The organism is Synechococcus sp. A15-28, assembly GCF_014280175.1.
GTDB lineage: Bacteria > Cyanobacteriota > Cyanobacteriia > PCC-6307 > Cyanobiaceae > Parasynechococcus.
Window position 1 is genome coordinate 509,332 of sequence record NZ_CP047931.1, and the last position, 14,313, is coordinate 523,644.

Annotated in this window: 20 protein-coding genes and 1 tRNA gene; 11 read left to right on the top strand and 10 right to left on the bottom strand. The window is 65.0% G+C overall.

The window, feature by feature from the left end:
- Positions 1-24: 24 nt before the first annotated feature.
- Together SynA1528_RS02675 and SynA1528_RS02680 are read right to left on the bottom strand one after the other, a co-directional pair.
- Entirely contained in the window at positions 25-357 is a 333-nt protein-coding gene (locus SynA1528_RS02675) for a hypothetical protein (protein WP_186587579.1), read from the bottom strand.
- Positions 354-1,052 carry a helix-turn-helix transcriptional regulator gene (locus SynA1528_RS02680; RefSeq protein WP_186588239.1) on the bottom strand — a complete coding sequence of 233 codons (699 nt, stop codon included), beginning with the start codon at positions 1,050-1,052 and terminating at the stop codon, positions 354-356. Before SynA1528_RS02680 ends, SynA1528_RS02675 begins: the two co-directional genes overlap by 4 nt.
- Before the next feature lie 135 nt (positions 1,053-1,187).
- Here SynA1528_RS02680 and SynA1528_RS02685 point away from each other — a divergent pair, with 135 nt between their 5' ends.
- Genes SynA1528_RS02685 through pyrF form a run of 3 tightly spaced genes read left to right on the top strand, consistent with a single transcriptional unit; the run spans position 1,188 to position 3,529 of the window.
- Entirely contained in the window at positions 1,188-1,520 is a 333-nt protein-coding gene (locus tag SynA1528_RS02685) for a DUF1825 family protein (RefSeq protein ID WP_186587580.1), read from the top strand.
- 39 nt (positions 1,521-1,559) lie between these two features.
- Positions 1,560-2,807, top strand: a complete 1,248-nt coding sequence (gene tyrS, locus SynA1528_RS02690) for a tyrosine--tRNA ligase (protein WP_186587581.1) — start codon at positions 1,560-1,562, stop codon at positions 2,805-2,807.
- Positions 2,807-3,529, top strand: coding sequence for an orotidine-5'-phosphate decarboxylase (pyrF, locus tag SynA1528_RS02695; protein ID WP_186587582.1), 723 nt, complete (start codon positions 2,807-2,809; stop codon positions 3,527-3,529). The genes tyrS and pyrF overlap by 1 nt, the downstream gene beginning before the upstream one ends.
- A gap of 19 nt (positions 3,530-3,548) precedes the next feature.
- Here the strand turns inward: pyrF and plsY are convergent, their stop codons facing one another.
- The gene (plsY, locus tag SynA1528_RS02700) at positions 3,549-4,145 is read right to left on the bottom strand and encodes a glycerol-3-phosphate 1-O-acyltransferase PlsY (protein WP_186588240.1); all 597 of its coding nucleotides are present in this window, start codon (positions 4,143-4,145) and stop codon (positions 3,549-3,551) included.
- 98 nt (positions 4,146-4,243) lie between these two features.
- Between plsY and SynA1528_RS02705 the strand changes: the two genes are divergently transcribed.
- Positions 4,244-4,516: a type II toxin-antitoxin system Phd/YefM family antitoxin gene (locus SynA1528_RS02705; RefSeq protein WP_286187867.1), complete on the top strand. Its 273-nt coding sequence runs from the start codon at positions 4,244-4,246 to the stop codon at positions 4,514-4,516.
- Between the two features lie 11 nt (positions 4,517-4,527).
- A complete protein-coding gene (locus SynA1528_RS02710; RefSeq protein WP_353616628.1) occupies positions 4,528-4,905 on the top strand; it encodes a type II toxin-antitoxin system VapC family toxin in 378 nt (125 codons plus the stop codon).
- 4 nt (positions 4,906-4,909) lie between these two features.
- Here the strand turns inward: SynA1528_RS02710 and SynA1528_RS02715 are convergent, their stop codons facing one another.
- The 6 genes from SynA1528_RS02715 to SynA1528_RS02740 form a co-directional block, all read right to left on the bottom strand.
- Positions 4,910-5,866 carry a DUF3086 domain-containing protein gene (locus SynA1528_RS02715; RefSeq protein ID WP_186587584.1) on the bottom strand — a complete coding sequence of 319 codons (957 nt, stop codon included), beginning with the start codon at positions 5,864-5,866 and terminating at the stop codon, positions 4,910-4,912.
- A 108-nt stretch (positions 5,867-5,974) separates the two neighbouring features.
- Positions 5,975-6,367, bottom strand: coding sequence for a HEPN domain-containing protein (locus tag SynA1528_RS02720; protein WP_186587585.1), 393 nt, complete (start codon positions 6,365-6,367; stop codon positions 5,975-5,977).
- Positions 6,364-6,699 carry a nucleotidyltransferase domain-containing protein gene (locus SynA1528_RS02725; RefSeq protein WP_286187868.1) on the bottom strand — a complete coding sequence of 112 codons (336 nt, stop codon included), beginning with the start codon at positions 6,697-6,699 and terminating at the stop codon, positions 6,364-6,366. Before SynA1528_RS02725 ends, SynA1528_RS02720 begins: the two co-directional genes overlap by 4 nt.
- A 45-nt stretch (positions 6,700-6,744) precedes the next feature.
- Complete coding sequence (locus SynA1528_RS02730) at positions 6,745-7,146, bottom strand: DUF3119 family protein (protein ID WP_186587587.1); 402 nt, start codon at positions 7,144-7,146, stop codon at positions 6,745-6,747.
- Positions 7,143-7,892 carry an MlaE family ABC transporter permease gene (locus tag SynA1528_RS02735; protein WP_186587588.1) on the bottom strand — a complete coding sequence of 250 codons (750 nt, stop codon included), beginning with the start codon at positions 7,890-7,892 and terminating at the stop codon, positions 7,143-7,145. The genes SynA1528_RS02730 and SynA1528_RS02735 overlap by 4 nt, the downstream gene beginning before the upstream one ends.
- Positions 7,889-9,214: an MFS transporter gene (locus SynA1528_RS02740; RefSeq protein WP_186588241.1), complete on the bottom strand. Its 1,326-nt coding sequence runs from the start codon at positions 9,212-9,214 to the stop codon at positions 7,889-7,891. Before SynA1528_RS02740 ends, SynA1528_RS02735 begins: the two co-directional genes overlap by 4 nt.
- A 134-nt stretch (positions 9,215-9,348) precedes the next feature.
- Between SynA1528_RS02740 and SynA1528_RS02745 the strand changes: the two genes are divergently transcribed.
- Positions 9,349-9,419, top strand: a tRNA-Gly gene (locus SynA1528_RS02745).
- Between the two features lie 3 nt (positions 9,420-9,422).
- On the opposite strand, the gene SynA1528_RS02750 is transcribed toward SynA1528_RS02745, so the two are convergent.
- Positions 9,423-11,501: a glycogen debranching protein gene (locus tag SynA1528_RS02750; RefSeq protein ID WP_186588242.1), complete on the bottom strand. Its 2,079-nt coding sequence runs from the start codon at positions 11,499-11,501 to the stop codon at positions 9,423-9,425.
- 53 nt (positions 11,502-11,554) lie between these two features.
- On the opposite strand from SynA1528_RS02750, the gene SynA1528_RS02755 reads away from it, so the two are divergent.
- The 5 genes from SynA1528_RS02755 to SynA1528_RS02775 all read left to right on the top strand — a co-directional run bounded on the left by SynA1528_RS02755 (position 11,555) and on the right by SynA1528_RS02775 (position 14,313).
- Positions 11,555-12,199, top strand: a complete 645-nt coding sequence (locus tag SynA1528_RS02755; RefSeq protein ID WP_186587589.1) for an MBL fold metallo-hydrolase — start codon at positions 11,555-11,557, stop codon at positions 12,197-12,199.
- Between the two features lie 143 nt (positions 12,200-12,342).
- Entirely contained in the window at positions 12,343-12,618 is a 276-nt protein-coding gene (locus SynA1528_RS02760; protein ID WP_011127454.1) for an HU family DNA-binding protein, read from the top strand.
- A gap of 51 nt (positions 12,619-12,669) precedes the next feature.
- Complete coding sequence (gene gluQRS, locus SynA1528_RS02765; protein WP_186587590.1) at positions 12,670-13,551, top strand: tRNA glutamyl-Q(34) synthetase GluQRS; 882 nt, start codon at positions 12,670-12,672, stop codon at positions 13,549-13,551.
- 66 nt (positions 13,552-13,617) lie between these two features.
- Positions 13,618-13,806 carry a hypothetical protein gene (locus SynA1528_RS02770; RefSeq protein ID WP_186587591.1) on the top strand — a complete coding sequence of 63 codons (189 nt, stop codon included), beginning with the start codon at positions 13,618-13,620 and terminating at the stop codon, positions 13,804-13,806.
- A gap of 213 nt (positions 13,807-14,019) precedes the next feature.
- Positions 14,020-14,313 (top strand): hypothetical protein, encoded by a 294-nt coding sequence (locus SynA1528_RS02775; protein WP_286187870.1) that lies wholly within the window; start codon positions 14,020-14,022, stop codon positions 14,311-14,313.

Here is a 14,313-nt window from a genome sequence, read left to right on the forward strand (position 1 = left end):
CCCTACCCAGCACGCCGGGGTGCGTCACTGCTGCAGCTGCTTCACCAATGCTTTGCAGCCGCCCTGATTGGCGATGTACGCCTTCATCAGGTCACTGAACTCCGGCTGGGAGGTCACCGCATCGCGCTCCTCGTCGCTGATGCCGTCCGTGGCGATGAAGGCCTTGGCGATGGCCAGGGCTTCATCGGCGGACATCGTTTCGGTTTCGATCAGGCAGTGGGCATTGCCCTGGGCGATGGTGACGCTGATGGTGTTGGCATCGAGTTCCGCCCTGGCTGGGCTGGCCAGGAGGCTGCTCAGGGGCAAGGCGCAGATCAGCAGCTGTCTCAGCCTGATGAAGGGGTGCGCAGGGGTCATGGGGTCCAGCGGGGCAGACGGGCCGGCAGGTCCACCAGATCATTGCGGAAGGCGATCAGCATGGCCTGGCTGCGATCGCGGGCGTCGAGTTTGCACAGCACGGCGGTGACGCTGTGCTTCACGGTGTCGATGGAAAGGTTGAGTTGGTCGGCGATCTCCTGGTTGCTGAAGCCGCGGCAGATGCCGCGCAGCACGTCCTCCTCCCGCAGGGTCAGACCCGGGTTGAGGCGGCGGCCACTGGGGCTGAGCCGGCTGTGGCGCAGCACGCCTGCGATCACCGGGTCAATGTAGATGGCGTCGCTGTCGATGGCCTGCAGCGCCTTGAGCAGATGGCCTTTGCCCACCAGATCGCGGCTGCAGAGCCCTTGGCAGCCGGCGGCTGTGGCGGCTTCGATCGTGCTGCGCAGTGGCCGCTGGATCAGCATCAAGCAGATCAGCTGCGGTTGCAGGGCTCGGGCCTGCTGCACCAGAGAGGAACCATCACCGCTCTCCAGCAGATCACTGCAGATCAACAGATCCGCTGGGGTGTGCTCCAGGCAGGAGAGGGCGTCGGCTTCGCTGGTGGTGACCCCGACCAGCGGACCGATGGTGTCGAACAGGGCCACGACGCTGGTGATCAGCACCCGGTCGGCGCTGGCGATCAGGCAGCGCCGGCGTCTGAGCTCGGAACGGCTGCGCTGCAGCGTTTCACGCATGGCCGGCAGCTGAGCGGTGAGGTTCAACGGTGGTGATGAACAGGCCTAAAGCAATGGTGGGCATTGGGTAAAACCGCACTGCCATCGAACACAGGAAGTCTGCAGAATTTCACTCAACAGACGACACGGGAGTGAATGGCATTTTTCGATTCCGACATCGTTCAGGACGAAGCCAAGCGCCTGTTCGGTGACTATCAGCAGCTGATGCAGCTGGGCAGTGAATACGGCAAGTTCGACCGGGAGGGCAAGAAGAAGTTCATCGAGACGATGGAGGAGCTGATGGGTCGCTACCGGGTGTTCATGAAACGCTTCGAGCTGTCGGAGGACTTCCAGGCCAAGCTCACCGTTGAGCAGCTGCGAACGCAGCTGGGGCAGTTCGGCATCACCCCGGAGCAGATGTTTGAGCAGATGAACGCCACCCTGGAGCGGATGAAGGCCCAGATCGAGCTGCCGCCTTCAGGCACCTGAGTCACCCGTACGATCGCGGGCGCACGCCAACAGCGCCCCATGCCGGAGTCCACCCCGTCGTTGCCGGATTGGCTGTCCCGGGGCATGGCCGACCTGTTTCCGGCCGGGGATCCCAGCGATGCGGATCAGGCTCTGGCCGCACGCCTGGTGCAGGCAGAGAAAGAGGGCCGGCCGCTGCGGGTGAAGCTGGGCATCGACCCCACCGGCAGCAACATTCACCTGGGCCACAGCATCCTGTTCCGCAAGCTGCGAGCCTTTCAGGACGCGGGTCACACAGCGGTGCTGATCATCGGCGATTTCACCGCGCGGATCGGGGATCCCACCGGCAAGAGCGCCACGCGGGTGCAGCTGAGCAAGGAGGACGTGGCCGCCAACGCCTCCACTTACCTGCGTCAGCTGGGGCAAGACCAATCGAAAGAGACGGCGCTGCTGGATTTCGAAACCCCCGGCCGCCTTGAGGTGCGATACAACTCTGAGTGGCTGGAGGGGATGGACCTGCCGGCGGTGATCGGCCTGCTGGGCACCGGCACGGTGGGCCAGATGCTGGCCAAGGACGACTTCTCCAAGCGCTATGGAAGCGGCACCCCGATTGCCCTGCATGAATTCCTCTACCCGCTGCTGCAGGGCTACGACTCGGTGGCGGTGAACGCCGATGTGGAGCTGGGGGGCACCGATCAGAAGTTCAACGTGGCCATGGGCCGCGACCTGCAGCGCCATTTCGACAAGGGCACCCAGTTCGGCCTGCTGCTCCCGATCCTGGTGGGTCTGGATGGGGTGCAGAAGATGAGCAAGAGCCTCGGCAACGTGGTGGGGCTGGAGGAGGATCCGCTCTCGATGTACTCCAAGCTGGAGAAGGTCGGCGATGGGGCGATCAACGACTACGTCACGTTGCTGACGGATCTCGATCTGTCGGCGTTGCCGGAGAACCCTCGCGAAAAGCAGAAGGCGATGGCCCTGGCGGTGACCGCCAGCCGCCATGGGATAGAGGCGGCCGAGAAGGCCCAGGCCGATGCCGCCAGCCTGGTGGGCGGTGCCGGTGATGCGGCGGCGGAGGTGCCGGAGGCGTCGCTGGCGGAGGTGAACTTCCCGGCCAAGGCCTTTTATCTGCTCAGTGCCGTGGGCATCTGCGCCAGCAGCAGCGAGGCCCGCCGCCAGATCAAGGGTGGTGCGGCGCGGCTGGAGGGAGAGAAGATCACCGATCCCAACCAGGAGTTCGCCTCGGCGGCGGAGCTGGAGGGCAAGGTGCTGCAGCTGGGCAAGAAGACCTTCCGGCGCTTGGTGGCCTGATGGCCTGTTTCGATCCCGCCGATCGGATCATCGTGGCCCTCGATGGCATGGCGCCCGAGCAGGCGCTGAGGTTTGCGGCTCAGGTGGATGGACTGCGCTGGGTGAAGGTGGGTCTGGAGCTGTTCGTGCAGGCCGGCCCAGAGGTGGTGGCCCTGCTGCGGGAGCAGGGGTTGCGGGTGTTCCTGGATCTCAAATTTCACGACATCCCCGCCACCATGGCGGGGGCCTGCCGGCGGGCGGCGGCGTTGGGGGCGGAGCTGATCACGGTGCATGCCTGCTCCGGCAGCGAAGCGCTGCAGGCGGCTCAGGCCGCGGCTGTTGAGGGAGCCCAAACAGCAGGTCTCGATGCCCCAACGCTGCTGGCGGTGACGGTGCTCACCAGTTGGCAGGAGCAGCGGCTGCAACGGGAACTCGCCATCACGCAGGGCATCGCCGAACGGGTGCCGGCGTTGGCGCAGTTGTCGGCGACCGCCGGCATCGGCGGTTGTGTTTGCTCACCCTTGGAAGCCTCGGCGCTGCGGGCCCAGCACCCCGAACCGTTTGCACTTGTTACGCCAGGCATTCGCCCCAAAGGGACTGCGATTGGTGATCAGGCCCGGGTGATGGGGCCGGCGGAGGCGCTCGCAGCAGGAGCCAGCCAGCTGGTGATCGGCCGGCCGATCAGCAAGGCTGACGATCCAAGCGCCGCGTTTGCCGCCTGCTGCGCTGAGCTCATTGGCTGATCGCTGCAGGCGGCAGTGCTCAAGACTTCTGCCCGATCCTGGGTTCAGTCCCCGCAATCAACCGCTCGATGTTGCTGCGATGGCGCCAGAGCACCATCAGGCTGGCCACAAGCGACACCACCACATAGGCGCTGCTGCCGCCGGAGAGCAACATCAGCACAGGCAATCCGATGGCGGCCACCACGCTGGAGAGCGACACGATCCGGAAGATCGAGATCACGGCCATGAATAGGCCAAAGCAGGCCAGCCCCACCGGCCAGGCCAGTCCCAGGAACATGCCCAGGCCGGTGGCCACCGCTTTGCCGCCCTTCCAGCCCAGCCACACCGGCCAGATGTGACCGGCCAACGCCGCCAGGCCCGCCAGCACCTGAAGCCAGTCATTCAGTCCAAAACTTTTCGCCAGCAGCACCGCCAGGGCGCCTTTGCCCACATCCAGCAGAAACACCACCAGTGCAGGGCCTTTGCCCACATTGCGCAGCACGTTGGTGGCGCCGGTGCTGCCGGAGCCGCAGGTGCGCAGGTCGATGCCCTTGAGCCAGCGGCCGGCGAGATAGCCGCTGGGGGTCGACCCCAGCAGGTAGCCGATGGCCAGGAGCAGCAGGGCGGTGAGGATCACAAGAACGAGACAGGCTGCTGGATCGCGCAGGAATGGAAGCACAGCGCGGGGCGGTTTGCACGGAGCCTGGCTTGGCTTGGTCGACTAAGTTGGTTGAGGTGGATCAGGTTGTGATGAAGCAGGTCAACATGCATGAGGCCAAAACCCATTTATCGCGCTTGGTGGATGAGGCGGCAGCCGGTCAGTCGTTTGTGATCTGCAAGGCCGGTAAGCCGATGGTGCGCGTCACACCACTGAACCAGTCCGACGAAGCGGCCCCTGTTCGTTCACGGTTGGGAATGTTGAGGGGGCAGTTGTCTGTGCCGGACGACTTCGATCGCATGGGCCAGGAGGAGATTGCCGATTTGTTTGAAGGGATCGGCGAGCGCTGATGCAGTTGTTGTTGGACACCCACCTTCTTCTGTGGGCCGTGGATCAGCCTGAACGCTTGGATGCAGCGCTGATTCAGATGCTTGAAGACCCGTTAAACACCCCGGTGTTCAGCGTGGTGAGCCTCTGGGAACTGGTGATCAAACGGGGCCTGGATCGGCCTGACTTTCAGGTGGAGCCCTCTTTGATCCGCCATGCCCTATTGGAGGGTGGTTGGCGCGAGTTGCCTGTGGAGGCCCACCATGCATTTGCCGTGGGGCAGTTGCCGGCGCTGCATCGAGATCCCTTCGATCGCTTGTTGCTGGCCCAGGCACAAGCCGATGGCCTGTTGCTGATCACCGCGGATCAGCTGCTTGCGCAAAACCCAGGCCCTGTGCGCCGGATGGACTGACGGTCTACAGCAGATCATCGTCGTCGAGGCGTTCGCCCGGACCAGCCGCGAAGGCCAGCCAGAGCGGGAACTGCAGCACGGGGATGTCGATGCTGCGCTCGGCGGCATCGATCAGGATCAGCGGCACTTCGCCCCGTTCCTCCAGCCGGTCGGCCCGTTCCACCAGGGCTTCTGGCCGTTCGAACAGCACGATGCCGCTGCTGGGGCCGAAGTCTTCCCGGCCCAGGCCCAGGGCATCCTGCAGGCCCCGTCGCCATTCGCCGAGCCGTTCCGGGCCGCCGGCCAGCACTAGGCACTGGAACTGATCGCCGTAGAGCTCGCCGATGATCGCGATCAGCGCCGCGCTGGCCAGGATGTTGCGGGGCCGGGTGCCGCGGCTGGGCTGGGCCCCACGGCCCCCTTGGTTGAAGAACCAGTCCTCCAATAGGGCGATGTCCTTGGCATCGACGCTACGACGCAGGTTCCAGGGGTCGGCGTAGACGTCCGGCTGTTGGAGGAAGCGCTGCAGCGAATCGCGGATCAGCGTTTCGTCGGGGCGGAAGGTGTCGGCCACCGCCGGTGCTGGGCTGCTCTCATCGGTGCTCGCCGGTGCCGCTGCGTTGCTGGCGGCCTGATCCAGCGGTGAGGGTTGCACCACCATCGGCTGCACCACCAGTTCCAGGCTTTCCACGCTCTGCACCAGGCCCTGCAGGGCGCCGCCCAGGTACTCCTGGAAGCCCTTTACCCGGCGGGCGATGGCATCGGATTGGCCGGCAAAGCTGGTTTTCAGTTCGGCCTCCAGCTGTTGCTTGCGGCTGGTCATCTCGGCGATCTCCGCCTCCAGGGCATCGCGGCGCTGCTGCAGATCCTTCAGCGCCAGCTCCATCACCGGGTTGTCTGCGCTGGGTGACGGCTCGGTGTCGGATGCCTGCGGGGTCAGGGCGGTGTCGTCGGGCATTGCGTCAGCGGCCGTGCTCTCCATCGCCCCATTCCAGCTGACCGGAGGCCCAGGCACCAGTTGCGCCCTGGATTGAAAGGTTTTGGTGTGATATTTTCACGATATAGGGTGTAAATTGTGAAAATATCGTGCTTAGGCTTTGATCGTGTTCTTGGCGAACGCCAGCACCTGCTCCGCAACGTTGCGCGCCTCGTTACTGTCCTGCTCATCGAAGCGATCGGCCGGTGCTTCGCTGTCGCTTGGGTAGCGGGTTTCGCTGTTCATTCGGCTGAGGGCTTTGAGCCGTATCTCACGCAGCGGTTGCACATCCAGCCCCGCTGATTCGAGGTTGTCGACCAGGCGATCCAGAGCATGGCTGTAGGGCGGCAGGGCGTCCAGGGAAATCAACAGGGCCTTCAGTGCCTTCTCCGCTGCCTGGCCGTAGTGGTAACAGGCCTGACTGTGAAAACCTTGTTGGGCGGTGAGTTCTGCGACGGCCCAATCGCTGTTGGCCTGCCGCATCCAGGCATCAATGCGTGGTGTCATGACAGCCCCAGCCGCACGGCATCCAGGCCGATGGCGCGCCAGTAGGGGTCGTCGCCGTTGCGGCGCTCCTGCCATTCCAGCTCGGTCAGCGCCAGCACGTCGTCGGCCATTCCCAGATCCAGCACCGCATCCGCCAGCTCGCTGGCCTGGCTGCGGTTCGGGGCAACGGCCAGCACATCCACATCCGAAAAGGCATCCCAGTCGCCCCGGGCCCAGGAGCCGAACAGCCAGAGGCTGGCGCCGGGATGTTCAGCCAGCACGCTGCTGGCCTGCTGATGCAGTCCCTTGAGCCGCTCGGCCTGCTTGCGGCGGCGGATATCGGCAACCGTCATGCCCATGCCTCGACGCTATGGGCAGATCGCCCGTGCTGCAAGCGCTCAATCAGCGTTGCTGGCCGGCACCTCCAGGGCTCCCACCCGCAGCTCCAGCTGCTCCCGCAGCTGCTTGGGGCTGAACAGGATCGGCAGGAAGTGAATGCTCTGGGTCTCGCGGAAATAGAGCAGCCCCGGTAGCCAGGGGGCGAACAGGCGCCAGGTGAGCCATTGGCCGTAGGGGAAGCGGCGCAGCTCACGGCTGTTCTGCCACACGATCAGGGCCTTCTCTTCGAATTCCAGCCGCAGGCTGGCCGTCTGGATCAGCAGAAACACACCGAACAGCACCACCACCACCGTCGGCCAGGGCGAGAGCGGCAGTGGCAACAAGGCCAGCCCGAAGGCCACCACCAGCAGCGGCAGCCGCACGTCAGGTTTCAGCGTGACGCTTTCAGGAGTTGAGCTCATGCGCCGAACAGCACCTGGGTGAGAACGACGTCCATCATTGACACAAGAATCAGGATCATGACGACCGCTCCGGTGGTGCTGGTGCCCACCTCCTTGGGTCCGCCCTTGGTGGTGAGGCCCCAGCCGCAGGCCACCACCGCGATGATCAGCCCGAAGACCAGGGCTTTCACCAGCATGAAGGGCAGGTCCAAAGGATCCATCCAGGTGCGCACGGAGGTCCAGAACACCGCCGGCGGAATGTTATAAAGCGCCGTGCTGGTGATCTGGCCACTCCACACCGCCATCAGGAAGAAGAAGAAGCACTGCACCGGCGCCATCACCACCATCGCGATCACGCGCGGCACCACCAGGTACTCCACCGGATCGGTGCGCAGCATCGTGATCGCATCGATCTGTTCGGTCACCTTCATCGTGCCCAGCTGCGCGGCATAGGCAGTGGCTACCTTGCCCGCCAGCAGGCAGGAGGTGAGCAGCGGTGCGATCTCCCGGGCCAGGCCGACCGCCAGGATGCCGCCCACGGTGGAGCCCGCCCCCTGGCGGGTGAGTTCAGCGGCCACCTGGATGTTGAACACCGAGCCGGCGGCGATCGCGATGATCAGCACGATCAGAACGCTGGCCGGGCCGGCCTCCATCAACTGGTCCTGCAGGTCCACGGTGTTGATTCGGCCCCGCAGTGTGGCTGTCACGGTCTGGCCACCGATCAACAGGCTGGCGCCCAGTCGTTTCAGCCAGCGGGGAGAGGTCATCCGGCGGAGGCCTGCAGATGGGCGCCACGGTCTGGCCAGCCTCGCATCACCACAAGGCCAATCAGCACAAGGATGGCAGGAATCAGACCCATGCAGAGCCGGATCGCCAGCAGGGCTGAATCCGGCTGTTCGATGAAACTCAGCGCCCCACTGCAGTCGCCCTGGCTGGAGATGTAGCCCGTGAGCGAGAGCAGGCTGCCGAACACCGACATGGTGAGACCGATGATCAGCTTCTGGCCGAAGATCATCCAGGCGGTGTAGAGCCCGGCAGGCTTGCCCGGATCAGCGTCGATCGCGTCGGGCAGCAGCGACCAGGGGATCAGATAGGCGGTGGCAGCGCCCACCCCCACCAGGGCAATCAGTCCGATCAAGGGCAGCAGTTGCAGCAGGCCGGGATCCGCCGCCAGAGGCGGGAACAGCATCGACAGCAGGCAGGCGCTGATCCATAGCCCCGCACCCCAGCGCAGGGTTCCCACGCGGCCGATGCGGTTGCTGAGGTTGCTCCACAGCTGAAGCCCCAGCAGGGCGGCGATCTGGAAGGGCAGCAGGATCCAGGTGGAGAGGTTGGCGGGCACATGCACCACCTGCACCAGCCAGATCAAGGCCACCACCTGCATCAGTTGCAGGCCGAACCAGAGCAGCAGGTAGAGCCCCAGCACCTTGCGGAAGCGGGGGTTGGCCAGCACCCGTTTGAGCTGTTGCATCGGCGCTTCGTTGTTGGGCACCGGCCGTTGGGCCCGCTTGGCGTAGGGGGCCAGCCCCCAGCAGCAGAGCAGCGTGGTGGCGGCGGCGATGCTGCCGGTGATTCGGCCCATGGCCAGGTAGCCCCCGCCTCCATCGGTGAGCACCACCGAGGCCACGATCAGTCCGCTCAGGCCCGCCAGGATCGACCCGCTGAACCGCGCCGCATTCAGGCGAGTGCGAAGGGCGGTGTCCGGCGTGAGTTCGGTGCTGAGGGCGGCGTAGGGCAGGTTGACGCTGGTGTAAGCGGTCATCAGCAAGACCGCCATCACGGCGTAGTACGTGGTGCGCTGCACCGTGTCGCCGGGGGGCACCCACCATATCGCCGCCAGACTGATGCCCAGGGGCAGGGCGGCCGTGAGCATCCAGGGCAGCCGCGGGCCCCAGCGGCTGTTGGTGTGATCGCTGAGCCAGCCGATCAACGGGTCATTCAGCGCGTCCCAGACCTTGCTCACCGTGAGCAGGGAGCCGGCGATGAAGGCCGGCAGGCCTGCGGCGCAGATGAAAAAGGGGAAGAGATAGAACCCGAGCTGGGTGGCGGCAAGCCCGGTGCCGGCATCACCCAGGCCGTAGGCCAGCATCAATCGGCGTCGGGAAGCCCCGTCGATTGCGTCGGACGATGTCACGCTGAGGCAGGGGGCAGGCGGACCGCCATAATGCAGGTGTGCTGAAGCACTGACCACCCCATCAAGGGCTGTGGTTCAGATGTACCAGTGCGGGTGTTGTGTAATGGTAAGACCTCAGCCTTCCAAGCTGATGACACGGGTTCGATTCCCGTCACCCGCTTCCTTAAAACGTCAGATCTGATGCAACGTCCCGGGCGAGCAGCAGCACCAGGCTGCGGCTCGCCAGCGGGATGTCCACACCGTCGACCGGCACCGCTTGTGCCGGCAGGTCCTCTCCGGCGGGCAGGGAGGTGTCGATCACCTGCATCCAGGGGGAGGCCGGCACCGGCAGTTCGAAATTGAGCGGTTCGTTGTAGGCGTTGAAGCCCATCCACAACAGGGCGCCGCGGCTGCCCATGTGCAGGCTGGTGGCCGTGGTGCGGCTCCAGGCCGCCCAGTCGGGTTTGCTCAGCTCCACGCCGTGCCATTGCCGCCACAGGCCGCTGGGGGGCTGCAGTTGCTTGCGGTTGGGCTCCACCGGTGGCACCAGGGGGTTGAACAGTTGCGGCAGGGCCTGACGCAATTTCAGCAAGCGCTGCAGGAAGCACTTCAGGTCCAGATCGCAGTGGTCGTCGTTCCACACCATCCAGCTGAGGGGGCTGTCCTGGCACCAGCTGTTGTTGTTGCCCCCCTGGCTGCGGCCCACCTCATCGCCCATCAGCAGCATTGGCACGCCGCGAGCCAGCAGCAGGGTGCTCAGCAGATTGCGCTGCTGACGCCTGCGCAGGGCCAGCATCTGTGGATCGGTCGTCGGACCCTCCACGCCATGGTTCCAGCTGTTGTTGTGGTTTTCACCGTCGCGGTTGTCTTCGCCGTTGGCCAGGTTGTGTTTGCGGTTGTAGGCCACCAGGTCCGCCAGGGTGAAACCGTCGTGTGCGGTGATCAGGTTCACCGAGCGGCCCAGGTCCACCGGCTTGTCGTTGTACAGATCCGGACTGCCCTTGAACCGTTGGGCCAGGCTCCAGGTGCTGTGCTCGTCGCCCTTCCAGAAGCGGCGCAATCCATCGCGGAAGTGGCCGTTCCAGGTGCCGATCCGCTGGGCCGGAAAGTCTTCCAGCCGGTAGAGGCCGCCGCAATCCCAGGGCTCGCTCACCAGCTTGAGATCGCTGAGTTCCGGATCGGCTTCGATCGCTTGAAACAGTGGCGGATCATCCAGTGGCTTGAGCTGGTTGCCGCGGCTGAGGGCGATGCCGAGATCAAAGCGGAAGCCATCCACCCCCAGCTCCAGCGCCCAGCAGCGCATCGATTCCAGGATCAGCTGGGTGCTCAGCGGTTGGCTGGCGGCGATGGAGTTGCCGCAGCCACTCACATCCAGATAGTCGCCACTGCTGCTCTGGTGGTAGTAAGTGCGATCGGCGAAGCCACGCCAACTCAGGGTCGGCCCCAGCCGGGTGCCCTCAGTGGTGTGGTTGTACACCACATCCAGCAACACCTCGATCTCGGCGTCATGGCAGGCCGCCACCAGCTGGCGCACCTGATGGCGCAGCTGCAGTGGATCGTCTCCACAGCCGTAACCATGGTGGGGCGTAAACCAGCTCAAAGGGCTGTAGCCCCAAACGTTGTCGCGGCCTAGTGGCGCATCGGCAGGGTCGAAGCAGAACACCGGCAGCAGTTCGATCGCCGTGATGCCGAGGTCCTTGAGGTAGGGCAGTTTGTCGATCAGCCCCAGGTAGGTGCCCCGCTGATCCGCGGCGACGCCGGAATCTTCGCGGCGGGTGAAGCCGCCCACGTGCATTTCGTAGATCACCGAGCGCTGCCAGCTGTGGCGGGGCCGGGGATGGTTCTGGAAATCGAAGCGATCCCGTTCGGTCACCACCGCCTTCAGGCAGGCGTGGGCGTTCGGGGTTGGGCCGGTGGCCAGCACCCGGTCGTAGACGTCCCAGCCGCTGATGGCACGGGCTGCCGGATCCAGCAGCACCTTGGCGGGCTGGAAGCCGTGCCCCCCCGACGCCAGAGGCCCGAACACCCGGTAGCCGTAGCAGCAGCCCTCGCCAACCCCCTCCAGCTCCACATGCCAGTAATCGCCGGAGCGGTGGCGGCGGGCATCCAGTTCAATCACCCGCTGAGGTGTCGGCGCCGTCGCCGTCTCGAAGATCAGCAGCTCGATCCGGTCCGCCGCCGGTGCCGCCACCGAGAAATTCACGCCCCGCGGAGTGATGCTGCTGCCGAGGGGCCAGGGCGTGCCCGGATGGATGCCGCTCAAGGCCTTGAGGCATGGCACGTTCAAACTAGTGGTTTGGTCCAAAGCTGAACGTCATGACGATGACCACGGCCTTGGAGCCCGGTCGGCCTCCTCAGCAGCTGCGGAACGATCTCTGGCTGTTCCCCCCCAACCGCGACTGCCAGGGGGGCAGTGCCTGGTGGCTGGCGGCGGAGCCGGAGCCGGTGCTGATCGATTGCCCCCCACTCACCGAAGCAACCCTGACGGCCCTGCGTGACCTGGCGGGGGACCGCACTCCGCGCATCCTGCTCACCAGCCGGGAGGGGCATGGTCGCCTGCGGCGCGTCCAGGAACGTTTCGGCTGGCCGGTGCTGGTGCAGGAGCAGGAGGCTTATCTGCTGCCCAATGTGGAGCCCCTCGACACGTTCGCTGAGGAGCACGTCACCAGCAGTGGCCTTCGCTTGCTCTGGACCACCGGTCCAACTCCCGGCAGTTGTGTGGTGTACGCCCCCGTCGCCGATCTGTTGTTCTGCGGTCGTTTGCTGACGCCGTTAAGCCCAGGTCGCCTGGGACCGTTGCGCCATGGCCGCACATTTCACTGGCCACACCAACTCGAAAGTCTGCGGCGGCTGCGCGACTGGCTTCCTTCAGAAGTCAGTCCCCAACTGGCATCTGGGGCAGGCCTCGGGGCACTGAGAGGGGAGCGGTTGGTGCCCTTCAGCGGCTGGTGTGAGGCTTAGTAACCCAGCTAAAGCATTGCGGCACGGGACTTGTCGCTTGCAGGCCCCGGTCAGCCTCCATACGATTGGCGCGCTTGGGGAAGGCAGCGGCGGGACCGAACGCCGTTTCAGCGCCGTCTCCGCCTCCCGACTCTCCCTCTCCAATGAACAAAGCTGACCTGGTTAATCTGGTGGCTGCTCGCACCGAGCTCACCAAGACCGACGTCTCGATGGTTGTCGACGCCGCGATCGAAACCATCATCGATTCCGTTGTCGAAGGCAAAAAGGTGTCGATCCTCGGTTTCGGCTCCTTCGAGCCCCGCGAGCGTTCCGCCCGTCAGGGTCTGAACCCCAAGACCGGCGAAAAGATCGCCATCCCCGCCAAGCGCGTGCCCGCCTTCACCGCCGGCAAGATGTTCAAGGACCGCGTTCAGGGCTGATCCAACACGATTGTCTGATCGAATAGGCGGTCCAGGGGGCCGCCTATTTTGATGCCTGTTCCCGATCACCTGCTGATGGGTCTGGAGCAGGGCCAGCGCTGGCGGGCCGAAGGCCGATACCGCGGTCGCTACGCCCCCTCCCCTACCGGTGTGCTGCATCTCGGCAATCTGCAGACAGCCCTGTTGTCCTGGCTGCAGGCGCGCCAGGCCGGCGGACTCTGGCTGTTGCGCATCGATGACCTAGACACCCCCCGCAACCGGCCCGGTGCCGTTGAAGCGATCCAGGCCGACCTGCGCTGGCTCGGTCTCGACTGGGACGGGGAGCCGATGCTCCAGAGCTCCCGCCGCGGGCTGTACTCCTCCTGGCTCTCCTGGTTACGCCGCAGCGCTCTTCTGTTCCCCTGCCGTTGCTCACGGCGGGAGCTGGCCGGATTGGCCCGCTACCCCGGCACCTGTCGCGAGGGCAGCGGCGGCTGGGGTTGGCGCGATCGCCGGCTGCCCAGCTGGCGGTTGCGGGTGCCCAGCGACGATCCGGACCGCAGCGGGGATGTGGTGGTGCGCCGGGCCGATGGGTTCATTGCCTATCAGCTGGCCACCGTGATCGATGAACTGGTCCTCGGCATCAGCGATGTGGTGCGCGGGGAAGACCTTCGAGAGGCTCTGCCCGCCCAGCGCAGCCTGTACAGGGCCCTGCAACAGCCGCCACCACGCTTTCACCACGGCCCCTTGCGTTGTGATGCCGCAGGACGAAAGCTGTCGAAACGTGAAGCCAGTGCGGGGTTGAACAGCCTGCGAGAGCAGGGGCTGGACGCCGCGGCTGTGATCGGTCTGCTGGCCTCCGATCTCGGGTCTGTCCCGTCGGGAACCCGCCTGTCAGCCCAGGAGCTGCTGGAGCACTTGACTCAGAAAGGGATCCATGTTAGTCATTCTTAAGGAAGGCTTCGGGATCGATTGGGCCGATTGGTAGCACACTGATTTCATCGATTCAGCGCACCGGTCATGAGCACCTGCACCATCTGTGGAGGCAGCGGCATCCAACGCGTCTCCGGCCAGCATTACCGCACCTGCCTGACCTGCCTTGGGCAAGGCCAGCTCAGCGCCGCAATCCAAGCAGCACCCATGAATCAGTTGTCCACTTCGGATCTGACCGTGGCCCAGCTGAATGGCTTGATCCGTCAGCAGTCCTGATCAACGCCCCAGCTCAGCCCAGTGGAGCCTTTTCCTTGTTGCGCAGGACGAAAAGGGTGGCGGTGCCAACAACCACCAGCAATGGCACAGCGGTGAACAGCAGCAGAGCAATCGCGGTCCAGTCGGTGTACACGGCTGAGCTCGGGAACAAAGTTGAGTCATCATCACAGCAAACCGTCTCCAGGTTTCGTGATGGCACGACCCGTCACAGTCATGGCCCTTGTCCTGACCCTCAGCACTACTGAAGGTGCCCAGGCGGCTGGGTTGGCCGCTGTTCAAGGTGATGCTCGACTGTGCTTGCAGGCCGGATCTTCATCCGCCTGCGAGCGCGCTCTGGATCGGGCTGAACAGCTTCAGCGCCGGGCGGCGGACCTGGAGGCCTACCCCTGTCAGACCCTGCTGCTGGCCCTCCAGGCTGATGTGATCCTGCAACAGCTGGGCCAGGGGCGTGGTGAGCAAGCCCTGGCCGATCTCGATGCTGCCGTTCGTGGTTGTGCCGGGTTGTGA

Bases quoted from the DNA above. Each gene is read 5' to 3' on its own strand.
- SynA1528_RS02675 (WP_186587579.1), bottom strand. From the start codon at position 357: ATGACCCCTGCGCACCCCTTCATCAGGCTGAGACAGCTGCTGATCTGC.
- SynA1528_RS02680 (WP_186588239.1), bottom strand. From the start codon at position 1,052: ATGCGTGAAACGCTGCAGCGCAGCCGTTCCGAGCTCAGACGCCGGCGC.
- SynA1528_RS02685 (WP_186587580.1), top strand. From the start codon at position 1,188: ATGGCATTTTTCGATTCCGACATCGTTCAGGACGAAGCCAAGCGCCTG.
- tyrS (WP_186587581.1), top strand. From the start codon at position 1,560: ATGCCGGAGTCCACCCCGTCGTTGCCGGATTGGCTGTCCCGGGGCATG.
- pyrF (WP_186587582.1), top strand. From the start codon at position 2,807: ATGGCCTGTTTCGATCCCGCCGATCGGATCATCGTGGCCCTCGATGGC.
- SynA1528_RS02715 (WP_186587584.1), bottom strand. From the start codon at position 5,866: ATGGAGAGCACGGCCGCTGACGCAATGCCCGACGACACCGCCCTGACC.
- SynA1528_RS02720 (WP_186587585.1), bottom strand. From the start codon at position 6,367: ATGACACCACGCATTGATGCCTGGATGCGGCAGGCCAACAGCGATTGG.
- SynA1528_RS02725 (WP_286187868.1), bottom strand. From the start codon at position 6,699: ATGACGGTTGCCGATATCCGCCGCCGCAAGCAGGCCGAGCGGCTCAAG.
- SynA1528_RS02730 (WP_186587587.1), bottom strand. From the start codon at position 7,146: ATGAGCTCAACTCCTGAAAGCGTCACGCTGAAACCTGACGTGCGGCTG.
- SynA1528_RS02735 (WP_186587588.1), bottom strand. From the start codon at position 7,892: ATGACCTCTCCCCGCTGGCTGAAACGACTGGGCGCCAGCCTGTTGATC.
- SynA1528_RS02740 (WP_186588241.1), bottom strand. From the start codon at position 9,214: ATGCTGGCCTACGGCCTGGGTGATGCCGGCACCGGGCTTGCCGCCACC.
- SynA1528_RS02755 (WP_186587589.1), top strand. From the start codon at position 11,555: ATGACGATGACCACGGCCTTGGAGCCCGGTCGGCCTCCTCAGCAGCTG.
- SynA1528_RS02760 (WP_011127454.1), top strand. From the start codon at position 12,343: ATGAACAAAGCTGACCTGGTTAATCTGGTGGCTGCTCGCACCGAGCTC.
- gluQRS (WP_186587590.1), top strand. From the start codon at position 12,670: ATGCCTGTTCCCGATCACCTGCTGATGGGTCTGGAGCAGGGCCAGCGC.
- SynA1528_RS02770 (WP_186587591.1), top strand. From the start codon at position 13,618: ATGAGCACCTGCACCATCTGTGGAGGCAGCGGCATCCAACGCGTCTCC.
- SynA1528_RS02775 (WP_286187870.1), top strand. From the start codon at position 14,020: ATGGCCCTTGTCCTGACCCTCAGCACTACTGAAGGTGCCCAGGCGGCT.